Genomic DNA, 21,726 nt, shown 5'->3' with positions numbered 1-21,726 from the left:
AGGGACGCGGTTTTCAGATGACCGACGACCCGGAAATGAACCAGGCCGAAGGTCAGCACTACCCGCAGCAGATGACCGACCGGGACATGGCTTTTCGCAACTATCTGAGCCTCAACACGGCGATCTTGCTGGGGATCCTGTTTATTGCGATCGTCTTCAGGTTCCACAAGATCACCTTGCCGCTGGTCGACGGCTTCAGCTGGCGCGAGATAAGCACCGCCATGATGGCCGACAATTTCCAGCACCGCAGCTGGAACATCTTCTTTCCGGAGGTCAGTTGGACCGGGCCCGGGCCAAGCTATCAGGGCCGCGAGTTCCAGATCGTCAGCTATCTCACAGCCTTGCTCTATCAACTCTTCGGCTGGCACGACTGGTTCGGCCGCATGGTTGCGGCCTTCTTCGGTCTGGTGACGGTGTTTTCGCTGCACAGACTAACGGCGCTATGCTGGGACGAGATGCACGCCCACGCGGCGGCACTTGCCTACGCGCTGATGCCGGCGGCGATCATGATCGACAGCTCGTTTCTTCCCGATCCCGCGATGCTGGCCTTGGTGACCGTTGGCATCTGGCTATTCGCCAAATTCTGGGCCGGCGGCAGCGGCTGGCTCTTGCCACTCGCCACGGTCAGCTTCTCGCTCGGCGCGCTGTCAAAGCCACCAGGCCTCGCCGCCGGCGCCGTCATCTTCTATCTGATGGTCTGCTGGATTCTGGAGAAGAAGCGAAAGCAGGCGACCTGGGTCTTCCTGTCTGGGCTTTTGAGCCTGGCCGTCGTCGGCGCCTATTTCAGCTGGGCGATTTATCTCGGCCGCAGCTATCCGCCGTTTCATTTCGCCGGCAGTGGCGGTTATATCTGGGATTACGGCTTCTGGACATACGTCAGGGACAGGTTCTACTTCCAATCCTTATGGAACACCTCGGTCTTGTGGTTCTACGGCTATCCGTTCATGGTGCTGCTCGCGGTCGGCTTGTGGATGCCACCCAGGCCCGCCGAAGACCCGAAGCAACGCACCCTTTCGGCCATTCCCTATGTGTGGCTGGCTGCGGCCATGATCCTCTATCTGGCGGCGGCGGGCGAGATCACCAGCAATGTGTGGAACTTCCACATCTTCCATGTGCCGGTCGCGATGTTCTGCGGCCACGGCGCGCTTCTTCTGGCAACGCTTGCCTCCAGAACCGTTCCAACGCCGGCGGTGGTGTTTCGCTCGATCTGCATCGTGGCCGTCGCGCTTGCCTGGTCGACCTTGCCCCTTGTCAGGACGATGAAGAAGCCAATCGCCATGAAGGGCAAGCTGCTTGGCGAGGAACTGGCGCGGTTGGCGCAACCGGGCGACCTCGTAGTCGCCATCGCGCCCGAGGTCGGCGATCCCGTCGCAGTCTACTACAGCAGGGCGCGCGGCTGGGTGTTCCCGCCTGGCGGAGGCGATGTCGAATGGTCGAAATTCGTCGCGGATGACGCCACCGCGATCGCGCAGCTCGAGGAACTGCGCGCGCAGGGCGCCGATCTGTTCGGCGCGGCCAAGAATGCCGTCGACAAGCAGGACCGGCGGTTCGTCGAGCATCATGATGGGGTCATCGACTATCTGGACAAGACCGCAACCAAGCTTGTCGATTCGGACGATTTGCTGGTTTATAGGATCACCCGTCCATGAGAGCCGTGACCTTCTGGGCCATGGGTCTTGGATAGAAATAGCGTCTCGGACGGTTCAGCGGCACTCCGCCTGCGAAGGCCGGCAAGGCGGGGCCAGGCGACCTGATCCCCGAATCGCGTTTTCGTCGCCGATGTCTTTTGAAAACAAAGAGATCGTCGGTTTTCGTCATCGCCACCAATAAGCCGCAACAAATGCCGCACACCGCCGCAATTCGGTCGCGAGCGCGCCGAGATCGAAGCCGCATCATTCCGGTCTGCGAAATTGGTTATTGAGGGTCGCCAATGGTTCTGGAAGATGAGTTTGCCATCGGGCGCATGCGCCGGATCTCCGTTTCATTTCTTGTCGTCGTCACCGCCTTTGTTGCCTGCGTAGCCGCAACATTGGGTATTGCCTCCGCCGCGCGCGCCGCCGAGACGCAGCAGACATCCAGCCAACTTGCAGCACTTGTCCGACCGAACGACGTCAACAGCGGTTCGCTGCTCTTTCCGTCGAAGGAGCCGGGCTTCTATGTCGAAGCGCCATGGCTGAAGGCCGACGTCGCAATCGATGTCTCCGAGCCGATCGCCAGGGCCACCACTATGATCGCGCAGAAGTTCTCGACCGTGAACCTGCCGCAGGCGGCGATGCGCGCCGACGAGCAGATTACGCATGGGCTCACCATGCTGCTCCTGGCGCTGACGGCGGCAAGCGGGCTGGCAGTCTGGCGTCGTCGCCTCAAGGACATCGTCATGATCGGAGCCAAGCGCGATGGTCGATAGGCCCGCTACAGTTGAGAATGAGGGAGCGAGTGAATTCGAGCCGCTTCCGACCTATCTGGAACTTGCCCTAGCCACGACCCACGACATGCCGAAGACGCGGCAAAGGAAAGGTTTTTTCCTCTGGCGTCTTTCCTCGACCGAACGGGCGATCGTCTTTGCTATTGCCGGTCTTGCCGTTTACGGCCTGGCGCTGATCGGCGACGGTTTCCTGCTGAAGGCGAAGGCCGAACTGATCGACGGCCGGGCGACCGGCTCCGTTCAACCGGTAAACACAAAGCCGTTATTGCAGGTCGAATGAGGGTTGAAGCTCTCCCCTGCCCGCTCCACGTTCGGACGGGAGAGATGACCGGGGAAGCAAGATGAAGAGAATATCCGCCTTCCATTTCGCAGCAGCGCTGTTCCTGTTCGGCGCCGTGTCCGCCGATGCGGCCGATACCGTCAATACGCAGGGTCCCGCCGTTCGTGTCGACAATCTCGCCAAGGGCCTCGAGCATCCCTGGGCGGTCGAGGTGTTGCCCGATGGCGCCTATCTCGTCACCGAGCGGCCCGGCCGCATGCGCATCATCCGCGATGGCAATATCTCCGACCCGATCGGCGGCGTGCCCACGGTCAGCGCCCGTGGCCAGGGCGGCCTGATGGACGTGGCGCTCGCCCCGGACTTTGCGACATCTAGAAGGATCTATTTCACCGCCGCCATCGCCAATGCACAGGGCTCTGGCACTGAAGCCTTCAGCGCCACGCTTTCCGCTGACGAGAAGAGACTGGGCGCCGTAACGCCTGTTTTCACCATGCGGCGCTTCACCTCCGGCAATATCCAGTACGGCTCGCGCATCGCCATAGCCCGTGATGGTTCGCTGTTCATCAGCGTCGGCGACCGTGGCGACCGCGACCGCTCGCAGGACTGGCAGGATGATGCCGGCTCGATCATCCACATCAATGCCGATGGCAGCATCCCGGCCGACAACCCATTCAAGGACGGCGGCAAGGCGCTGCCGGAAATCTGGTCGAAGGGCCACCGCAACCCGCAGGGTATCACCTTCGATACCAAGGACGGCAAGCTCTACACCGTCGAACACGGCGCGCGCGGCGGTGACGAAATCAACCAGCCTGAGGCAGGCAAGAATTACGGCTGGCCGATCATCACCTATGGCCGCGACTATTCGGGTGCGGAAATCGGCGAAGGCACCGCGAGGGAAGGGCTGGAACAGCCGCTGCATTACTGGGATCCGTCGATTGCCCCTGGTGCGCTCACGGTCTACCGCGGCGCCATGTTCCCGGAATGGGACGGCAATTTCCTCGTCGCGGCGCTGAAGTTTCAGCTGCTTTCGCGCATGCAGCGCGACGAAAGCGGCGCCTTCGTCGCCGAAGAGCGCCTGTTCGAGGGTGAATACGGCCGGATCCGCGATGTCGTCGTCGCACCCGACGGCGCGCTGCTGATGGTGACGGACGAGGACAGCGGATCGCTGCTCAGGGTTTCGCGCGCTGAGGCCAATAACGGCTGAAAGATCACAACGCGCCACGTAACTCCTTGCGGATAACAAATTTCAGTCCGGACCAGACCTCATCGACGGCGCAGACCTTGACGTCAACAAGGCCGGTCGGAAGGAGGATCTCTCGTAGCACATCCTCGGTGACGTCCGTCGGCACCCGCGAACTCTTCTTCGGCCAGGAGATCCAGAGGATGCCATCCGGTCTCAGAACACGAAAAAGCGCGGACGCGAAAGCCTCCAACGTCGCTCGCTCGGTCGTAAACAGGTGCATGTAGTCAAACGCCCGCCGAGGCGTTTCGGGAAGCGCAAGGGCGACCGAGGCAAAGCCGTCGAAGCCATAGATCTCGCCAATCGTTTCGGGAACGCCGAGAAGAGCAGCCGCCTGGCCGCGCGCGAGGCCGAGCTTCTTGGCGAGCGGCGTGCCAGAATAGCCTGCCGTCCCGGGCATCGCCGCCATTTCGCCGGCCAGCCGGCCTTCGTCGCGTTGCATGCTGTCACCTCCGCCAACCGGCAACATAGTCTGCACCCTTGCCGAAAGGAAACGCAACTGCTAACCGCTGGGGCACATTCCTTCCCCATCGAGGACGACATGACGCGCGCTCAGGCGAACCTTCTGCTGTTGCTTGCAGCCGCCATCTGGGGTGGCGGCTTCGTCGCGCAATCGACGGCGATGAAGGCGATCGGCCCCTTCTGGTTCATTGCCCTGCGTTTCACCGTCGCGACGCTGGCCGTGCTGCCTTTCGTCGTTTTCGAAGCGCTCAACTCCAAGGTGAAGACCAGCGCACGCCATGCGAAACTCTATATTCTGACCGGCCTTGCGCTTTTCGGCGGCGCAGCCACGCAGCAGGTCGGGCTCCAGACGACGACTGTGACGAATTCGAGCTTCATCACCGGCCTCTATGTTGTCTTCGTGCCGCTGATCGCCGTGTTCTTCCTGCGTCGTGCCCCGCATTGGATCATCTGGCCGGGGGGGCTGATGGCTGTCACCGGCATCTATCTCTTGTCAGGCGATCACCTCTCGGCCCTTACATCAGGCGACCTCCTGACAATGGTCTGCGCCGGCTTCTGGGCAATCCAGATCACCCTTGCCGGCACGACTGTTTCTGCGACCGGACGGCCGCTCGCCCTCTCGGCCACGCAATTCGCCGTCACCGCAATCTGCGCGCTTGTCATTGCCGCAATCGTCGAACCGATCAGCCTCTCTGCGATACGGGCCGCGGCACCTGAGATCGTCTATGTCGGCATCTTCTCCTCGGGCCTGGCCTTCGTGCTGCAGGTGATCGCCCAGCGTTACACCACACCCTCGCAGGCAGCGATCTTCCTCTCCGCCGAAGCGCTCTTCGGCGCCTCGCTCGCAGCCCTGCTGCTGGGCGAGACGATGCCAGTGACCGGCTATGCAGGTTGCGCGCTGATGTTTATCGCTATGCTTGTGGTCGAACTCGTGCCTGGATTTGCCCGGCGACGCCTGCCAGTCACCTGAACACGCGTCGAAATGCGGGTGAGTCACGCGTTGAGAAAAAATTTATCGGATGCGTAAAGACGCGTTCACGTTGCATTATTGGGAAAATCTGCTCCGAACTTATATTGCAGACGATATAAAACGTTAATCATTCCTCTATCTTCGAAGAAAATTTTGCGTTTTTGCGCAAATTGGATATTCGCAGGGGTGCGCGCCGCACGGCACGCTAAAAACTTTTGCTTGCCAAAATCCTTTAACCGCAGCATTCTCAGCGCGTTCGGGCATTTTGCGAGCATGGGAAGTCCTTAAGTATTTGCGCGCCGGGAACGCTAATATTCCGGTCAGCCGGTTCCGAAGATGGCGGGCGAAGTCCTGCCTGGAACAGGCCGAGGTAGAGGGGACCTTTTTCTCACATTTCAAGAATTGCCTGCCTACACCTCCCGCAAGGAGGCAATGCTATGATGCTGCCCGTGTGGATGGCGGGCAGAGAGAAAAGGGACCTGACGCATGGCAGAGACTGGCACTGTAAAATTCTTCAATACCGACAAAGGCTTCGGCTTCATCAAGCCGGACCGGGGCGGCGCCGATATCTTCGTTCACATTTCTGCCGTTCAAGCCTCCGGGCTGGCCGGTCTGACGGAAAACCAGAAGGTAAGCTTCGACACGGAGCCGGATCGCCGCGGCAAGGGCCCCAAGGCCGTCAATCTGCAGATTGCGGGCTGAACCTCTTAACAAGGCTGTCGAATTCGAGTTGATGCCCGGCAGCGATGCCGGGTTTTGTCGTTCAGCCTTCGTTCAGCCACCAATCTATAGGACTGCCACCATCGAGAAAGGAACCGGCGTTCGGTTCCCGCGATTAGGACCTACGCTGATGAACAGGCTCGTAAAAACTCTTATGCTGACGGCAACGGCTGCTGCGCTTACCCTCTCCGCCATTGGCGATGCATCGGCCGGCGACCGTCATTGGCACCATCACAACGGCAACGATGCGCTCGTCGGCGGCGCCCTTGGTCTCGCGACCGGCCTGATCGTCGGTTCGGCCATCGCCAATACCAATAACGGTCCTGCATACGAAGAGCGCCGCTACATCGACCCGGCTTACGAGCCGGATTATTACGAGCCCGCTCCGGTCTATCGCGCCCCGCGTCGCGTCTATGTCGAGCAGCCGCAATATGTCGAGCAGCCGCGATACTATGCACCGGTCCGCACGTCGGTGGAGCCCTGGTCGCCGCAGTGGGAGCGTTACTGCTCTTACCGCTACCGCTCTTTCGATTCGCGTAGCGGCACCTATATCGGCAATGACGGCCGCAGCCATTTCTGTACCGCCGGCTGATCTCTCTAAAGCGCGTCGCTTCAAACTAAATTCACGCGACGCTCTTTTGCTATTGTGCATGCTATCCCGGAACCGCTGCACACTTCCGGGCGACATGCATTATCATCGCTGATGCCAGGCGCCGCTTTCGAGCGGCACTTTCTTTTGTGATCCGTCAGCGAATTTTTCTCAAAGCATATCGGCATCGGGTTCGAAATCGGTCGAGACGCTGACCGCGCGCCATTCCCGATCAGCGTCGATACGCGCGGCATCCGCTTTCTCGACATTGCGGACAGCATCGCTGCCGAGCAGCAGCCGGAGCGGTGCTGCATCGAGGCCGGCGATATGGATGACCACCGCAGCCGCTTTGGCAGGATCTCCGGGCTGGCGACCATTATACTCACGCTGGAAGCGCACGGTAGCGCCGACCGTCTCCGCATAGTCCTGCCGCCCTTCGGCAAGCACCGTCGAGGCGCCGGCGAAATCGGTCCTGAAGCCGCCGGGCTCGATCACCGTCACCCTGATGCCGAATGGCGCGACCTCTTTCGCCAACACCTCGGAAAAGCCCTCGACACCGAATTTCGCTGCCGAATAGGCGCCGCGCCCGGCAGGTCCGATCCGGCCACCGACGGATGAGAACTGGATGATATGCCCTGCCCCCTGTTCGCGCATCAGGGCGATGACCGCCTTGGTCATGATGATCGTGCCGAACAGATTGGCCTCGATCTGCGCCCGGAAATCGGCAAGGCTGGTATCTTCGATCGAGGAGACATTGCCGTAGCCGGCATTGTTGACAAGCACGTCGATGCGTCCGAACCGCTTCACACCGGCCTCGACCGCTGCCGTGGCCGCCGTCTCGTCGGTCACGTCGAGCGCGACCGTCAGCACCTGGCCGCCATATCGCTCGGACAGATCGGCAAGTTGGGCCGGATCGCGCGCCGTCGCCACCAGATTGTCGCCGGAGGCCAAAACCGCCTCCGCCAACGCTCGGCCGAGACCGCGCGAACTCCCTGTAATCAACCAGACCTTGGACATCGGAAACCTTTCCTTCTTTGGTTCCCGGCTCATGTATGGTCTATCGTATCCGATCGAAAGAAGGTACCCTGGCGATCTATACGCACCTTGAGGTAACTGACTTGCCGAGCGACATGTTCGATTTCTGCAGCAGCATGACGGATGAACAGGATGCGCGCGCCCGCGAACTGATCGAGCGGGCGGCGTCGAAATGGCCGCTGCGCATCCTGCACGTGCTCTCCGGTGCGGGCGCACCCCTGCGCTTCTCGCGCCTTATGGAAAGGGTCGAGGGCATCAGCCAAAAGGTGCTGACGCAGACGCTGCGCACCCTCGAAAGAGACGGCCTCATCATCCGCACGCTCTATCCGCAAGTGCCGCCGCGCGTTGAATATGAGTTGACGCCGCTCGGACGCGACCTCCTCATGCAGGTCGCTGGCCTCTGGCGTTGGATCGTCGAACATCTGGATGCATTCGATGCACGCAAAGCCGTGAAGCTGCCGACCGTTGCCGACAACCAAAACCCGTTCTAAGCAGGGATGCGGATCGTTGCCCTCAGTCCGCCGAGCGGGCTGTCGGCGAGGGTGACGTTGCCGCCGTGGCTGCGGGCGATGTCGCGGGCAATCGCAAGGCCAAGGCCGGTGCCCGACGCATCGAGGTTACGCGCCGCGTCCAGTCGGAAGAACGGCTTGAAAACGTCCTCGCGGTTCTTTTCCGGAATACCCGGTCCGTCATCGTCGAAGATGACGGTCAGCCATTTGGCATTGTGCTTGGCTTCGATGTCGAGCCTGCCGGCATAACGGCGGGCATTCGAGGCCAGGTTGGTGACGAGACGCATGAAAGCATTCGGCCTGACGGATATGTCGTCATCGCCTTCGATGGAATAGCTGAATGTCTTGCCGTGCAGAGCGAAATCGGATTCCAGCTTTACGAAGATCTCGCTGAGTTTCAGCTCGCCGACATCCTCTTCGACTTCGCCGCGTGCGAAGGCCGTGTAGGCCTCCAGCATGGCCTGCATATCGTTGACGTCGTCGTTCAGCCCATGCAGGTCGGGATTGTCGCCGGCGAGCGCCAGTTGCAGTTTGAAGCGGGTGAGGATGGTGCGCAGATCATGGCTGACGCCGGAGAGCATCGCGGTGCGCTGCTCGATCTGCCGTTCAATTCGCTCGCGCATCAGGATGAAGGCAAGGCCGGCGCGCCTGACCTCGTCGGCACCGCGCGGATAGAAATTATCGGGCTTCTGCCCCTTGCCGAAGCTTTCGGCCGCTCGCGCCAAGGTCAGGATCGGCCGGATCTGCCCGCGCAGGAAGAGGATAGAGATGCCGATCAGCACCAGCGAGGTGCCGACCATCCAGACGATGAAGATATGTGTGTTCGAGGCATAGGTCTGGCTGCGCTTGGTCAGCACCCTGAGGATCTTGTTGTCGAGCTTGATGCGGATCTCGACGAGGTTCGAGTTGCCGACCGTGTCGATCCAGAAAGGCCGGTGGATCTCGTCGGTGATCTCGTCGCTGAGGATGCCGTCGAGTATCGAGAAGAACGGCTTGACGCGCGGCGGCGGCAGATCGCCGTCCGGCTCGATCGAGATCTGCAGGCTGAGCTGGTCGCGGGCGATGCGGATGATCTCGTTATAGTCCGAATTCTGCGGGTAGGTCTCGATGATCTCGATGATCGCGGCGATGTCGCGGGTGACGGCCAGCGACAGCCGCTCCGTCACCATCTGCCAGTGGCGCTCCATGAAGACGGCGGCGACGACGGATTGCAACAGCACCATCGGAATGATGATGATCAGCAGCGAGCGCGCGTAAAGCCCGGTCGGCAGCCGCCGGCGCAGCCAGCGGGCAATCGAGCGCCAGCCCGGCCCAGAAGTGCGGTCTTCCCGCCGCAAGCTGTCGATCGTCACCATTAGCGCCGGTCCTGGCCTCTATCCTCAGATCTAGTCGATGCTCAGCCTGTATCCGATGCCGCGCACGGTCTGCAACCAGACGGGATTGGCCGGATCATCCTCGATCTTACGCCGCAGCCGGTTGATCTGCACGTCGATCGTGCGCTCGCCGACCTCTGTGTCGTTGCCGATCAGTTCATGGCGGGGGATCGTATCACCGGCGCGCCGTGCAAAGAGCAGCATGATCTCCTGCTCGCGGTCGGTGAGCCGGATCACCTCGCTGGCTTTCTTCAGCTCCTTGCGGGTGAGTGAGAAGGTATAGGGGCCGAACATCACCTGTTCGATCTTCGGTCCCTCGCCGCCGGCATTGCGGCGCAGAATGTTGTTGATGCGCAGCACCAATTCGCGCGGGTCGAAGGGCTTGGAAAGATAGTCGTCGGCGCCCGCCTCGAGGCCTTCGATCCGGTTGCCCGATTCCGCCAGCGCCGTCAGCATGATGATCGGCACGTTCTTGATGGCGCGAAGCCCGCGGGTGACGTCGATGCCGGATTCGCCGGGCATCATCACATCCATGATGATCAGGTCGAAATCGAGACCCGCGAGCTTGCGCTGAGCCTCGGCGCCGTCGGCGGCGACAGTGACGCGGAAGCCGTTCTCGGCGAGATAACGATTGAGCAGCGCACGGATGCGCGAGTCGTCGTCGACCACCAGCAGATGCGCCGCATCGTCTGAAATACCTGTCTTGACCGCCATTCAATCCGCCTTCTGTCTGTCCCGCATTCCCCTGAGGAAAGCTTTTACGCCCTCCCGCACCTCCGCAGAAGCCCCATCGAATGCCCGCTCAATGCGGCGCGATTGCGGCTCGGCAAGTGCAAGCGCCAGCTCTCGTCCCGATTTCGTTGGATAGAGCTTGCGCTGCCGCCGGTCCTCGGGGCCTGCCACCTGGCGAATATAGCCTGAATCGATCAGCTGTTTCAGCACCCTTGCAAGGCTCTGCTTGGTAATCCTCAGCGTATCGAGAAGATCGGCAACCGTCATGCCGGGATTGCGGTTGACGAAATGCACGACGCGGTGATGGGCCCGGCCGAAGCCGCTCTTTTCGAGGATGGCGTCAGGATCGGAAACGAAGTCGCGATAGGCGAAGAAGAACTGTTCGATAATCTCGAAATCGATGATGTCAGTATCTTCCATCGGCGTGGCCAGCGGCTCTGGCTTGCCTGCTTTGGGGCCGGTCTGTCGTGACACTCGGCATTCCTTTCTCTCTTCGCACCCCGCGGGAAACTTTCGCCAAGATATGTCAGCTTTATTGACATAAATTTGCGTCGCGGCTAGCTTTCCGACCTCTGGGAGAGCCCCGCACGGACTTTTATTCCTCGGCATTTCCCCAGAAACCAAGGCCCGTCCTGCACTCCGACGCAATACGCGATTTCCCCTTGCGTCTGTGGATAAAACGTAATGGGGACAACAATCAACAGGCATGGCGCTTGAAGCGCCGGAGGAGACTAGGGATGGCTTCAGTTCCTTTCGACCAGCTGGACGGCGAAATATGGTTCAACGGCGAGTTTGTCGCCTGGAAGGACGGCAAGATCCACGTGTTGACGCACGGCCTGCATTATGCCAGCGCCGTCTTCGAGGGCGAGCGCGCCTATGGCGGCCAGGTGTTCAAGCTCACCGAACATAACCAGCGCCTGCACAGATCCGCCGAGATCCTCGGCTTCAATGTGCCCTACTCCGTCGAGGAACTCGACGCGGCGACCGTCGAGCTCTTGAAGCGCCAGGGTTTCCAAGATGCCTATGTCAGGCCGATCGCCTGGCGCGGCAGTGAGATGATGGGCGTTTCGGCGCAGGCCAATCGCATCAATGTCGCCATCGCCATCTGGCAATGGGGCAGCTATTTCAATCCGACCGAGAAGCTGAAGGGCATCCGCCTCGATATCGCCGAATACCGTCGTCCCGATCCGAAGACTGCGCCTTGCGCCTCCAAGGCTGCCGGTCTCTACATGATCTGCACCATTTCCAAGCACGCCGCCGAAGCCAAGGGCTATGCCGATGCAATGATGCTCGATTATCGCGGCCAGGTCGCCGAAGCGACAGGCCCCAACATCTTCTTCATCAAGGATGGCGTCATTCACACGCCGACCCCGGATTGCTTCCTGAACGGCATCACCCGCCAGACCGTCATTGAACTCGCCAAACGCCGCAGCATCGAGGTCATCGAACGCGCGATCCTGCCGGAAGAGCTCCCCGGCTTCAGCGAGTGTTTCCTCACCGGCTCGGCTGCTGAGGTGACCCCAGTTTCCGAGATCGGCCCGCATCGCTTCACGCCGTCGGTGATTTCCGAGACGCTGATGAACGACTACATGAAGGACGTCTATCCGGCGGCAGTCGCTGCCGGATAAGATCCTTCACGCGATCGCCCGGCAATTCAAAGCGTTACGGCGCCGCACGGCTGAAAAGGCGCGGCGCTGAGCTGAACGCCGGCCGGGCATTTACCGATGCGCCCGTGCCATGACCAGTCCGGCGAGCGTCGAGAGAATGCCGCCGCCAATCAATCCGCCGATGCCGTCGGCGATCAGGCCGGTCATAGCCGCTTCCCCACCGACCATGCTGAGCAGCATGCCGCCGGCGACACCGCCGATCGCGCCTGCGATCGTACGGGCGACGACGTTAATCGCGTTCTGCTTTAAGGCGGCGCTCGCGGCATTGCCGCCGATGGCGCCGGCAATCAACTGTGTGACGAGCGGAAGTAGGGCTTCCATGACTTTCCTCCTCTGGCGATCTCCCCGATCGCCGTTTATATGCCGAACCTTCGGCATGTTAGCATTTTATCATATTCAGGAGGAAAGCGTTAAGAAAAAATCAACCCATGCGGGAGGCAAGGGATGAAGCAGAAGGGGCTGGAAACGAGGCGGCCAGCCGACCGCCCCGTTGTATTTTGCCGATTACATCACTGATAAACGTAGACGATCCGGCGTGTACCGGGATCGACCAGCACCGGCCGATCGTTGATCCTCGTATAACGGTACCCATAATCCGGGATCGTCTGGAAGGTGACGTCGCCAGGGACTTCGGCGCCGACGACGACATCGCCGCCGAGCTGCACCGTCTGGCCGGGATTGGTGTCGATATAGGTGCGGACCGTTTCGGGCGGAGTGATGGTCTCGACAGCCCCGACCGGGCCGAGCAACTCGTCGCCCGGCGCCGGCTGCGGATCAACTGGGACGACACTGGCGGTCGACTCGTAGGTCACGACGGGAACGCCGATCTCGGCGCGGTGCTGCTCGACGATGACCTGGCTGCCGCCTTGGTCGACCTGTAGATAATCGGCATAGACCCAGCCGCGCATGCCGTTGACGTCGACACGGCACCAGCGGCTGCCTTCGATGCAGCCATCAAGCACCGCGGTCGAGCCGCGCGTGGCAAGACCAACTGCCGGATATTGCGGGCCGGGGCCGGCGCGGACGTTGAGATCGTTGACGGTCGTCGCCGTCATCTCCGCCTGCGCAAGGCCAGCGGTCGCCAGGAGCACGGCCCCCGCCAGCAGAATGTTTCTCTTCAAGGTCATGTGAGCGTCTCCTTAGTTTCGATGGGCTGACAACGCGCGGCATTCCACGATGTTCCCATGCGCTCCGCAGTGCAAAGCGCTACGCTCAGGCGGCTTCAGGCAAGCAATTGAATTTTCGGGATAAAATTCGATTTTAATGACATCCAGCGACAGGGTGGAGATCCATAAATTCTTGTTTCAGCGCGTCTTTTTGCCGTGATACGCGCCTCTAAGGCAGAAGATTCCGGCTGTCCTTCGCACGGTTTCGGACTATACCCTGAGCATCCGAGACACCAAGCGAGGCAGTTATGGGCATGCTCCAGGCCGGCATTATTCCGGTGACACCCTTCCAACAGAACTGCACGATCTTCTTCGATGCAGACACCAAGGAAGGCGTCGTCGTCGATCCGGGCGGCGATGTGCCGCTCATCCTGCAATCGATCGCGGAGAACGGTTTGGTCATCAAGGAAATCTGGCTGACGCATGGCCATCTCGACCATGCCGGCGGTGCCACCGAGTTGAAGGAGGCCCTCGGCATCGACGTTGTCGGCCCGCATCAGGACGACTTGCCGCTGCTGCAGCGGATCGAGACCCAGGCCGAAAAATACGGCATATCGGGATTGCGCAACACCCTGCCCGACCGCTGGCTGAAGGATGGCGACAAGATCGCGTTCGGTGCCCACGAATTCGAGGTCTACCACACGCCCGGCCACGCCCCCGGCCATGTCATCTATTTCAACCGGGTGCAGAATTTCGCCCACCTCGGCGACGTGCTCTTCAACGGTTCGATCGGCCGCACCGACCTGCCGGGCGGCAATCATCAGCAGCTTCTCGATTCGATCCGCGACAAGGTGCTGCCACTCGGCGACGACGTCGGCTTCATCTGCGGCCACGGCCCCGGCAGCCGCATCGGCGACGAACGGCGAAGCAATCCATTTCTAAAGGGTATTTGAGCCGGTGAAGATCCGGGCGAGCGCATCGGACGAAAAGCCGATAAAACGGTGTGAGCTCACGGTCACATCATCTTGCTACCGTTCGGCACCGGCCGTTCGACGGAAGCAAGCACGATCGCGCCGCTCTCGTCCTCGAAGCCCAGCGTCAGCACTTCCGAGCGGAACGGCCCGATCTGGCGTGGCGGGAAATTGACGACGCCGAACACCTGCCGGCCGATCAGGCTTTCCGGCGTGTAATGCACGGTGATCTGCGCTGAGGATTTTTTCGTGCCGATCTCGGGACCAAAATCGATCGCCAGCTTGAATGCCGGCTTTCGCGCTTCCGGAAAGGGACTGGCCTCGACGATCGTACCGATACGGATGTCGACACGCTCGAAATCGGCGTAGGTGATCTCTTCGGCCATATCGTCTCCGTCAGCCGGCCAGCTCTTCGGCCCGCTTGCGCGCCGCCGCCAGTGCTGCGTCGAACAGAGGCTGCATGCCGTTTTCGGACATCAACACGGCGAGTGCCGCCGCCGTCGTGCCGCCGGGAGAGGTCACATTTTGCCGTAGCCGCGAAGCGTCGTCGGGGGACTGGTGCAAGAGTTCACCAGCCCCCGCGACTGTTTCCCGCGCAAGACGCATGGCGAGGTCCGCCTGCAAGCCGAGTTTACGGCCTGCTTCCGCCATACATTCGACGAGATAGAACACATAGGCAGGACCGCTGCCCGAAAGCGCCGTCACGGCATCGATATCGGCCTCTGCAGGCACCCATTCCACAGGCCCCGAGACGCTGAGAAGCGAATGAACACGCTCTCGCTGCTGATTGCTGACCCCTGAATTGGCAAAGGCGCCGGTAACGCCGCGCCCGACCATGGCCGGCGTGTTTGGCATAGCTCGCACCATGGCGGCTTTGCCCAGATGCCTTTCGAGGAAACCGAGCGTCTTGCCGGCCGCGACCGAGACCACGACCGTATCCGGTCCGACGGCGCTCTTAACCGCCGGCAACACCGTCTCCATTACCTGCGGCTTGACCGCGAGAAACAGCACGCTTGCCTTCAAATCCGCCGGAGGCGCGATCACATGGGTCGCGCCGGCCTCGTTGATTGTCGCCAGCATCGCCACCGACGGGCCGGGATCGACGACAATGACGGCCGAGCCCGGAACGCCGCTTTTCAGCCAGCCGGAGAGCATTGCCCCGCCCATATTTCCGGCGCCGATCAGGACGACGGGATTTGTCGAGGAGACAAGGTTCGCGGGCATCTTATGCCTCGCCGACTGTTTCGAACAGCACGGCTTCCATCGCTTTCGTCGCTTCCATGCCGGACCATACGACGAACTGGAATGCCTGGAAATAGGCTTCGCAGGTGTCGAGCGCGCTGGAAAGCAGCACCTCGACCTGGCGATTTGTGGGTTCCGCGCCACCGGCAAGCAGCAGCGATTGGCGGAAAATGACGACATCTTCCTGGCGCCAGAGGTCGAAATGCCCCATCAGCACCTGCCCATTGATCGCCGAGAGCAGCTTGACCACCTCGTTGACCCTGATGTCGGGAACTTTGATATCGAAGGCGCAGCCAAGGTGCAGCGCTTCGAATTCCTCCATCCAGGAGAAGGAGACGTGATAGTCCGTCCAGCGCCCCTCGACCGTCATCGCGATCTCGTCCTCGCCGGACCGTTCGAACGACCAGTCGTTGTGGGAGGCAACGTACTCGATCATGTCGACCGGGTTCGACTGACGCTCAACTTCCAATTCCATCAGGTTCATGCAGCACCTTCTTGACCGGAACGAATGCGACCTAACTTGATGTATGAACACAAGAAAGACACACGCAAATACCGGAAACCACCACTCGGATGATCGTTGAACCGCTGCCAGACGTAACGCAGATAACCTGCCCGGAGCTTACCAAGTCGCTTCGAATCATCATTTAAAATCAGTGTATAATGCCACCTGCCCCCTGCCAGCCCCCTGGGGGGAAAATAGGACCGGGCGACTGTGGAAAGCTCTTCGAAACTCAATTCAGAAGGGAGAATAAGCGACTCTGCGAATTGGCTTTTTTGGCAGTGTCCACAGGCGGAAAATTCACCTGATTTTTTTGTGGCACATGCGGCATCTGCAATGAAGGCGGCTGCCGCATCTGCTTCATGTCGGGACTTTGAAGCATGTCGCGCAAAAGTGTTCAGCGGCTTTGCGGTTACGACATGCGAAAAAACAGAGACCTAAAGCGCAGGAAGCGAATCTGAAAGATCGCGACGCCTTAGTGACCCTCGCCGGCAAGCCTCGCCTCGAGTGCCGCGATGCGGGCGGTAAGCGCCTCGTTCTCGTCGCGCGCCTTGATCGCCATCTCGCGCACCGCCTCGAACTCCTCGCGCTTGACGATATCCATGCTATTCAGCCAGCGCTCCGCCTGAGCGTTGAAGGCGGTCTCGATCTCCTTGCGGACGCCCTGGGCGGCGCCAGCCGCATCGGTCATCAGCTTGGCGAATTCGTCCATGATGCGGTTCGTTCCGGTCGTCATGGCGGTTTTCTCCCTTCGCATGAGGTGAATTCAGCCCTTCGGGGCCTCAAAGATTGAGGTAGGGCTTCGCCAGCCGCGATGCAAGCGCTTTGCATGGGATAAGCGTGCCTGAACCGGCTGCGGAAGGGCCATCACGAACAATGGACTTGACCGTCCGGGATCGCAGCGGCATGTTCCGCGCAAACAAACAGGTGGGAAAACCTTGCCGACAGCAGCCAATCTCCTTGCCATCATGCCTTTCCCTGACATCGATCCGATTGCCTTTTCGGTCGGCCCGCTGGCGATTCATTGGTACGGTCTTGCTTATGTCGCCGGCATCCTGCTCGGCTGGGCCTATGCGCGCCGCCTCGCCGCCAATGATGGACTCTGGCTGGGCAATGTCTCGCCGATGTCAAGGACGCAGCTTGACGATTTCATCGTCTGGGCGGCACTTGGCGTCGTCCTCGGCGGTCGTCTCGGCTATATTTTCTTCTATGATCTCCCCGCCGTCCTGCGCAGTCCTATCCGTGCACTCGAGATTTGGAACGGCGGCATGTCCTTCCATGGCGGCCTCACCGGCACGACGATCGCCATGATCTTGTTTGCCCGCCGCAACGCTATCCCGATCTGGAGCCTGTTCGACATCGTCGCCACCGTCGTTCCCTTCGGCCTCTTCTTCGGCCGCATCGCCAATTTCATCAATGGCGAGCTCTGGGGCCGGTTGACCGACGTGCCCTGGGCTGTGGTCTTCCCGAGCGGCGGTCCATTCGCCCGCCACCCAAGCCAGCTTTACGAAGCCGGCCTCGAAGGCATCGTTCTCCTGCTGGTGCTGGCCGCTCTCGTTTACGGCATGCGCGCGCTGAAAAGCCCCGGCTTCATCACCGGTGTCTTCGTCTGCGGTTATGCGCTGTCGCGCATCTTCGTCGAATTTTTCCGCGAGCCTGACGCCCAGCTCGGTTACCTCCTAGGCACGAACTGGCTGACCATGGGCATGGTGCTCTCGTTCCCGATGATCCTGCTTGGCCTCTGGGCGATGCTGCGGGCACGCCGCCAGGCTGCGCTGCAGCTCTGAAAACGGCAGGACGCGCGACATGACCACCGCTCTAGGCGAAAAGATCAAGGCGATCATCCAGGCCAACGGCCCGATCAGCGTCACCGATTATTTCTCGCTCTGCCTGGCCGATCCCGAACACGGCTATTATCGCACCCGCGAGCCCTTCGGCCGTTCGGGTGATTTCGTTACCGCGCCCGAGGTCAGCCAGATCTTCGGCGAAATGATCGGCGTCTTCATCGTGCATGCCTGGCAACGTCACGGCGCCCCGACGGGCGTCCGCCTCGTCGAGATCGGCCCCGGTCGCGGCACCATGATGGCCGATATGCTGCGCGTCATCTCCCGCATCGCCCCGCCGCTTTTCGACGCGATGACCGTGCATCTCGTCGAAACCAGCGAACGCCTGCGCGACGTCCAGAGCCAGACGCTCGAAGCCTACGCCGGAAAAATCGCCTGGCACGACGGCTTCGACGAAGTGCCATCAGGCTTCACGCTGATAGCCGCCAACGAATTGTTCGACGCTATCCCGATCCGCCAGTTCGTCCGCATGCCGACGGGTTTCCGCGAGCGCATGATCGGCATTGATGCCGATGGCGCGCTGACCTTCGCCGCCGGCGTCGCCGGCCTCGATCCGGCACTTCTCCCCGAACTGGTGCAGAACCTGCCGCTCGGCACGCTCTTCGAGATCTCGCCTGCCCGCCAGGCTGTGATGATGGCAATCTGCGAGCGGCTGCGCGCCTTCGGCGGAACAGCGCTCGCGATCGACTATGGCCATCTCGTAACCGGCTTCGGCGATACGCTGCAGGCCGTGCGTATGCATGAATTCGACCCGCCGCTCGCCCATCCCGGTGAAGCAGATCTGACGAGCCATGTCGACTTTCAACAGCTCGCCGAAACGGCGCTTGCGGTCGGCGTCCATTTGAACGGCGCCCTGCATCAGGGTGATTTTCTGAGCGGCCTCGGCATCCTCGAACGTGCCGCTGCCCTCGGCCACGACCGCGAACCGCAAACCCAGCAAGTCATCCAGACGGCAGTGGAACGGCTCGCCGGAGCCGGTGAAGGCCGGATGGGCGAACTCTTCAAGGTGATGGCGGTCTCTCATCCCGCAGTCGACCTCATGCCCTTTCGTCCGGTGGATTGACAGGGCGCCCGCGGCTGGTTCAACATCCGCGCGAACAAGAACTTGAAGCGCGCCGCCTGTGCGATGCGCTTGGGATAATAACAAACCCCTTAAAAAACCCCGGAATCACAGATGCAGGACGCGGCTTCTCCCGCACCGATCGAAAGCGCGCTGCTGAACGAAGCGGCGGGCGCCACTATTCGCCACGGTTATTTCACCCGGGCCGGCGGCGTTTCCGAAGGGCTTTATCGAGGCCTCAATGTCGGCCTCGGCTCCAGTGACGAACGCGACAAGGTCCTGGAAAACCGCCGCCGCGTCGCCGCCTGGTTCAGCCTGCCGGTCGAGCGGCTGGCGACCGTGCATCAGGTCCATTCCCCAGACGTCGTGACGGTCGACGCCGATTACGACGGCGCCCGCCCCGATGCGGATGCGATGGTGACGCGCACCCCTGGCATCGCGCTTGGCGTGCTTGCCGCCGATTGCGGCCCGATCCTGTTCGCCGACCCGGACAATCGCGTCGTCGGCGCTGCCCATGCCGGCTGGAAGGGCGCGCTGACGGGCGTGCTCGAAAACACCATCGCCGCCATGGAGGCGCTGGGGGCGGACCGCACGCATATTGTCGCCTGCCTCGGCCCCTCGATCAGCCAGACAAGCTATGAGGTCGGCCCGGAATTCATCGAGCGCTTCATCGCCGAGAACCCGGATTACCAACGTTTCTTCGCGCCTTCGGCAACGCCCAGCCACGCCATGTTCGATCTGCCGGCGCTGACCGTCGACCGGTTGACGAAAGCCGGCGTGCGGACCGAAAACCTCGGCCTTTGCACCTATCCGGACAGCGAGCGCTTCTTTTCCTACCGCAGGACGACACATCGCAAGGAGCCGGATTACGGCCGCCAGATTTCCGCGATATCAATCAGGGAGACGTGAGCAGAATGGCACTGCACTTCGAAAAGGCCGAATTCGCAAGCCGGCTTGCGCGCCTCACCGAGAAAATGAAGGAAGAGAAGCTCGACGCCCTGCTGCTCTTCGCTCAGGAAAGCATGTACTGGCTGACCGGCTACGACACCTTCGGCTACTGCTTCTTCCAGACGATGATCGTCAAGAGCGACGGCACCATGGCGCTGATCACCCGCTCGGCCGATCTTCGCCAGGCCAGGCATACCTCGATCCTCGAGGACATCCATATCTGGGTGGACCGGATCAACGCCGATCCGACGCTCGACCTGAAGAACCTGCTGGTCGAGATGGACCTGCTCGGCGCCCGCATCGGTGTCGAATATGATACGCACGGCATGACCGGCCGCGTCGCCCGCCTGCTCGATGCGCAACTGACCACCTTCGGCCAGATTGTCGACGCTTCCTACCTCGTCAGTCGGCTGCGCCTCGTCAAAAGCCCGACTGAGGTCGCCTATGTCGAGCGTGCCGCCATCCTCGCCGACGATGCGCTCGATGCCGCGATCCGGCTGACAAAACCCGGCGCCGACGAGGCTGATATCCTCGCCGCCATGCAGGGCGCGATCTTTTCCGGCGGCGGTGACTATCCCGCCAACGAGTTCATCATCGGCTCCGGCGCCGATGCCCTGCTTTGCCGTTACAAGGCTGGCCGCCGCAAGCTCGACGCCAGCGACCAGCTGACGCTCGAATGGGCAGGCGCTTACGCCCATTACCATGCGGCCATGATGCGCACGATCGTCATCGGCGAGCCGATGCAACGCCACCGCGAGCTCTATAATGCCTGCCGTGAAACCATCGAGGCGATTGAGACCGTCCTGAAGCCCGGCTACACCTTCGGCGATGTCTTCGACATGCATGCCAGGATCATGGACGAGCGCGGCCTCGCCCGCCACCGGCTGAATGCCTGCGGTTATTCGCTCGGCGCCCGCTTCTCGCCCTCCTGGATGGAGCACCAGATGTTCCATGTCGGCAATCCGCAACCGATCGAGCCGAACATGTCGCTCTTCGTGCACATGATCATCGCCGATTCCGACACGGGCACCGCGATGACGCTTGGCCAGACCTATCTGACGACGGCGGATGCGCCGCGCGCGCTGTCCCGCCATCCGCTCGATTTCATCGGTCTTTGACCCTTGAGAATCCGGAATTGACAGACGCCCGCCCCCGCCCGCATAAATTCGGACGGGGCTGATGCGATGGGAAGGACGGATCAAGGGATGACGCGAGCTGCGATTGTGCCCACGCTCCTGGTCGTAACGGCGCTGCTGACCGCCTGCAATACCACCGATGCGCTGACACCGCAGGTCGATATCGGCGATTCTTCCGCGCGCGCGTCGTCGAGTCCGGTGACGCAGAGCGAGGCCGAGGATCTGGCGGGCTCCCGCCAACGGGTCTTCGCCGGAAATTCGCAGCCGCGCACCTACCATCCAGCCTATGATCAGTCGCAGCAGGCCTATCGGGCGGGCACCGGCGCACCGCCGACGACAATGCAGGAGCAGGCAGACGCCCTGTCGCGAAGCAGCTCCTCGCCCGCCGCCTCCGCTCCGATCGAGGGGCAATCGCTGCCACCGCCGGCTTCCAACGGACAACAACTTCCCGCACAGTCGACGCAGCAACCGGCCGAGACGCAACAGCCGCAACAGACCGCCGCTCTCAACGCCCGCGCCTCCTCTGGCCGGGGCAACACGGTGCGCTTCCTGCCGATCATCGGCGCACCGGTGCAGGCGGTGACGCCGCTTTCGCGCCAGCTTGGCGCCGAGGCCCGCGCGCACGGCCTTTCCATCAAGAGCTCGACCGATGCGAGCAGCGACTACATTCTCAAAGGCTATCTCTCCGCCTTCAGCGACGACGGCAAGGTCACCGTGGTCTACGTCTGGGACGTCCTCGACAGTGGCGGCGGCCGCCTGCACCGCATTCAGGGGCAGGAAAGCGTGCCGACGGCGGCGGCCGACCCCTGGGCGGGCGTTCCTGCCTCGGTGATGCAGCAGATCGGCTCGAAAACCATCGCGGAATTCTCTTCCTGGCGGCAGGCGCAGGGCGGTTAGTCACAAACTTTTTGCAAA

The 21,726-nt window shown here is 61.5% G+C and carries 25 protein-coding genes and 2 pseudogenes; 15 read left to right on the top strand and 12 right to left on the bottom strand.

Annotation, left to right across the window (positions count from 1 at the left end; all coding sequences use genetic code 11):
* Nucleotides 1–17: 17 nt before the first annotated feature.
* From HJB83_RS18025 to HJB83_RS18010, 4 genes and pseudogenes are all read left to right on the top strand, one after another.
* The gene (locus HJB83_RS18025; RefSeq protein ID WP_221115854.1) at nucleotides 18–1,649 is read left to right on the top strand and encodes a glycosyltransferase family 39 protein; all 1,632 of its coding nucleotides are present in this window, start codon (nucleotides 18–20) and stop codon (nucleotides 1,647–1,649) included.
* A 281-nt stretch (nucleotides 1,650–1,930) separates the two neighbouring features.
* A pseudogene (locus HJB83_RS18020) lies at nucleotides 1,931–2,245 on the top strand (marine proteobacterial sortase target protein); the annotation flags it as partial.
* Nucleotides 2,246–2,396: 151 nt separating this feature from the next.
* Nucleotides 2,397–2,639: pseudogene (locus HJB83_RS18015) on the top strand (class GN sortase); the annotation flags it as partial.
* A gap of 127 nt (nucleotides 2,640–2,766) precedes the next feature.
* The gene (locus HJB83_RS18010; RefSeq protein WP_207581258.1) at nucleotides 2,767–3,909 is read left to right on the top strand and encodes a PQQ-dependent sugar dehydrogenase; all 1,143 of its coding nucleotides are present in this window, start codon (nucleotides 2,767–2,769) and stop codon (nucleotides 3,907–3,909) included.
* A gap of 4 nt (nucleotides 3,910–3,913) precedes the next feature.
* Here HJB83_RS18010 and HJB83_RS18005 read toward each other — a convergent pair whose 3' ends face one another.
* Nucleotides 3,914–4,387 carry a DUF3052 domain-containing protein gene (locus HJB83_RS18005; protein ID WP_207581259.1) on the bottom strand — a complete coding sequence of 158 codons (474 nt, stop codon included), beginning with the start codon at nucleotides 4,385–4,387 and terminating at the stop codon, nucleotides 3,914–3,916.
* A 99-nt stretch (nucleotides 4,388–4,486) separates the two neighbouring features.
* Between HJB83_RS18005 and HJB83_RS18000 the strand changes: the two genes are divergently transcribed.
* Nucleotides 4,487–5,377 (top strand): DMT family transporter, encoded by an 891-nt coding sequence (locus HJB83_RS18000; RefSeq protein ID WP_207581260.1) that lies wholly within the window; start codon nucleotides 4,487–4,489, stop codon nucleotides 5,375–5,377.
* 65 nt (nucleotides 5,378–5,442) lie between these two features.
* Here the strand turns inward: HJB83_RS18000 and HJB83_RS17995 are convergent, their stop codons facing one another.
* The gene (locus HJB83_RS17995; protein ID WP_207581261.1) at nucleotides 5,443–5,652 is read right to left on the bottom strand and encodes a hypothetical protein; all 210 of its coding nucleotides are present in this window, start codon (nucleotides 5,650–5,652) and stop codon (nucleotides 5,443–5,445) included.
* A 211-nt stretch (nucleotides 5,653–5,863) separates the two neighbouring features.
* Between HJB83_RS17995 and HJB83_RS17990 the strand changes: the two genes are divergently transcribed.
* Both HJB83_RS17990 and HJB83_RS17985 read left to right on the top strand, forming a co-directional pair.
* On the top strand, nucleotides 5,864–6,079 hold the full coding sequence (locus HJB83_RS17990; RefSeq protein ID WP_003561293.1) for a cold-shock protein: 216 nt from the start codon (nucleotides 5,864–5,866) through the stop codon (nucleotides 6,077–6,079).
* A gap of 148 nt (nucleotides 6,080–6,227) precedes the next feature.
* Nucleotides 6,228–6,689 carry a BA14K family protein gene (locus tag HJB83_RS17985; protein WP_207581262.1) on the top strand — a complete coding sequence of 154 codons (462 nt, stop codon included), beginning with the start codon at nucleotides 6,228–6,230 and terminating at the stop codon, nucleotides 6,687–6,689.
* A 168-nt stretch (nucleotides 6,690–6,857) separates the two neighbouring features.
* Here HJB83_RS17985 and HJB83_RS17980 read toward each other — a convergent pair whose 3' ends face one another.
* The gene (locus HJB83_RS17980; RefSeq protein ID WP_207581263.1) at nucleotides 6,858–7,703 is read right to left on the bottom strand and encodes an oxidoreductase; all 846 of its coding nucleotides are present in this window, start codon (nucleotides 7,701–7,703) and stop codon (nucleotides 6,858–6,860) included.
* A 35-nt stretch (nucleotides 7,704–7,738) separates the two neighbouring features.
* On the opposite strand from HJB83_RS17980, the gene HJB83_RS17975 reads away from it, so the two are divergent.
* Nucleotides 7,739–8,212 (top strand): helix-turn-helix domain-containing protein, encoded by a 474-nt coding sequence (locus HJB83_RS17975; RefSeq protein WP_207581264.1) that lies wholly within the window; start codon nucleotides 7,739–7,741, stop codon nucleotides 8,210–8,212.
* Here the strand turns inward: HJB83_RS17975 and HJB83_RS17970 are convergent.
* From HJB83_RS17970 to HJB83_RS17960, 3 genes are read right to left on the bottom strand one after another with little or no spacing between them, the layout of a single operon-like run.
* The gene (locus tag HJB83_RS17970; protein ID WP_207581265.1) at nucleotides 8,209–9,585 is read right to left on the bottom strand and encodes an ATP-binding protein; all 1,377 of its coding nucleotides are present in this window, start codon (nucleotides 9,583–9,585) and stop codon (nucleotides 8,209–8,211) included. The genes HJB83_RS17975 and HJB83_RS17970 overlap by 4 nt on opposite strands.
* A gap of 30 nt (nucleotides 9,586–9,615) precedes the next feature.
* Entirely contained in the window at nucleotides 9,616–10,317 is a 702-nt protein-coding gene (locus HJB83_RS17965) for a response regulator (protein ID WP_003581129.1), read from the bottom strand.
* Nucleotides 10,318–10,809, bottom strand: coding sequence for a MarR family winged helix-turn-helix transcriptional regulator (locus HJB83_RS17960; protein WP_207581266.1), 492 nt, complete (start codon nucleotides 10,807–10,809; stop codon nucleotides 10,318–10,320). It lies immediately after the preceding gene.
* A 263-nt stretch (nucleotides 10,810–11,072) separates the two neighbouring features.
* On the opposite strand from HJB83_RS17960, the gene HJB83_RS17955 reads away from it, so the two are divergent.
* Entirely contained in the window at nucleotides 11,073–11,963 is an 891-nt protein-coding gene (locus HJB83_RS17955) for a branched-chain amino acid aminotransferase (RefSeq protein WP_207581267.1), read from the top strand.
* Nucleotides 11,964–12,053: 90 nt separating this feature from the next.
* Here HJB83_RS17955 and HJB83_RS17950 read toward each other — a convergent pair whose 3' ends face one another.
* Nucleotides 12,054–12,323, bottom strand: a complete 270-nt coding sequence (locus tag HJB83_RS17950; protein WP_207581268.1) for a hypothetical protein — start codon at nucleotides 12,321–12,323, stop codon at nucleotides 12,054–12,056.
* A 188-nt stretch (nucleotides 12,324–12,511) separates the two neighbouring features.
* Entirely contained in the window at nucleotides 12,512–13,129 is a 618-nt protein-coding gene (locus HJB83_RS17945; RefSeq protein ID WP_207581269.1) for a DUF1236 domain-containing protein, read from the bottom strand.
* Nucleotides 13,130–13,416: 287 nt separating this feature from the next.
* On the opposite strand from HJB83_RS17945, the gene HJB83_RS17940 reads away from it, so the two are divergent.
* Nucleotides 13,417–14,061 carry an MBL fold metallo-hydrolase gene (locus HJB83_RS17940; RefSeq protein ID WP_207581270.1) on the top strand — a complete coding sequence of 215 codons (645 nt, stop codon included), beginning with the start codon at nucleotides 13,417–13,419 and terminating at the stop codon, nucleotides 14,059–14,061.
* Nucleotides 14,062–14,123: 62 nt separating this feature from the next.
* On the opposite strand, the gene HJB83_RS17935 is transcribed toward HJB83_RS17940, so the two are convergent.
* The 4 genes from HJB83_RS17935 to HJB83_RS17920 form a co-directional block, all read right to left on the bottom strand.
* On the bottom strand, nucleotides 14,124–14,465 hold the full coding sequence (locus tag HJB83_RS17935) for a tRNA-binding protein (RefSeq protein ID WP_207581271.1): 342 nt from the start codon (nucleotides 14,463–14,465) through the stop codon (nucleotides 14,124–14,126).
* A gap of 10 nt (nucleotides 14,466–14,475) precedes the next feature.
* A complete protein-coding gene (proC, locus tag HJB83_RS17930; RefSeq protein ID WP_207581272.1) occupies nucleotides 14,476–15,303 on the bottom strand; it encodes a pyrroline-5-carboxylate reductase in 828 nt (275 codons plus the stop codon).
* 1 nt (nucleotide 15,304) lies between these two features.
* Nucleotides 15,305–15,805 carry a YbjN domain-containing protein gene (locus HJB83_RS17925; protein ID WP_207581273.1) on the bottom strand — a complete coding sequence of 167 codons (501 nt, stop codon included), beginning with the start codon at nucleotides 15,803–15,805 and terminating at the stop codon, nucleotides 15,305–15,307.
* A 493-nt stretch (nucleotides 15,806–16,298) separates the two neighbouring features.
* Nucleotides 16,299–16,559 carry an accessory factor UbiK family protein gene (locus HJB83_RS17920; protein WP_207581274.1) on the bottom strand — a complete coding sequence of 87 codons (261 nt, stop codon included), beginning with the start codon at nucleotides 16,557–16,559 and terminating at the stop codon, nucleotides 16,299–16,301.
* A gap of 202 nt (nucleotides 16,560–16,761) precedes the next feature.
* Between HJB83_RS17920 and lgt the strand changes: the two genes are divergently transcribed.
* The 5 genes from lgt (at nucleotide 16,762) to HJB83_RS17895 (ending at nucleotide 21,708) form a co-directional block, all read left to right on the top strand.
* Nucleotides 16,762–17,610: a prolipoprotein diacylglyceryl transferase gene (gene lgt, locus HJB83_RS17915; RefSeq protein WP_207581275.1), complete on the top strand. Its 849-nt coding sequence runs from the start codon at nucleotides 16,762–16,764 to the stop codon at nucleotides 17,608–17,610.
* A gap of 19 nt (nucleotides 17,611–17,629) precedes the next feature.
* Nucleotides 17,630–18,730, top strand: a complete 1,101-nt coding sequence (locus HJB83_RS17910) for a class I SAM-dependent methyltransferase (protein ID WP_207581276.1) — start codon at nucleotides 17,630–17,632, stop codon at nucleotides 18,728–18,730.
* Nucleotides 18,731–18,841: 111 nt separating this feature from the next.
* The gene (gene pgeF / locus HJB83_RS17905; protein ID WP_207581277.1) at nucleotides 18,842–19,636 is read left to right on the top strand and encodes a peptidoglycan editing factor PgeF; all 795 of its coding nucleotides are present in this window, start codon (nucleotides 18,842–18,844) and stop codon (nucleotides 19,634–19,636) included.
* 5 nt (nucleotides 19,637–19,641) lie between these two features.
* Nucleotides 19,642–20,793 (top strand): Xaa-Pro peptidase family protein, encoded by a 1,152-nt coding sequence (locus HJB83_RS17900; RefSeq protein WP_207581278.1) that lies wholly within the window; start codon nucleotides 19,642–19,644, stop codon nucleotides 20,791–20,793.
* An 87-nt stretch (nucleotides 20,794–20,880) separates the two neighbouring features.
* A complete protein-coding gene (locus HJB83_RS17895) occupies nucleotides 20,881–21,708 on the top strand; it encodes a hypothetical protein (RefSeq protein ID WP_207581279.1) in 828 nt (275 codons plus the stop codon).
* Nucleotides 21,709–21,726 lie beyond the last annotated feature (18 nt).

Origin of the sequence: Rhizobium sp. NZLR11, assembly GCF_019685115.1 — a bacterium.
Taxonomy (GTDB): domain Bacteria; phylum Pseudomonadota; class Alphaproteobacteria; order Rhizobiales; family Rhizobiaceae; genus Rhizobium.
This window is presented reverse-complemented; position numbering and strand designations above follow the sequence as displayed.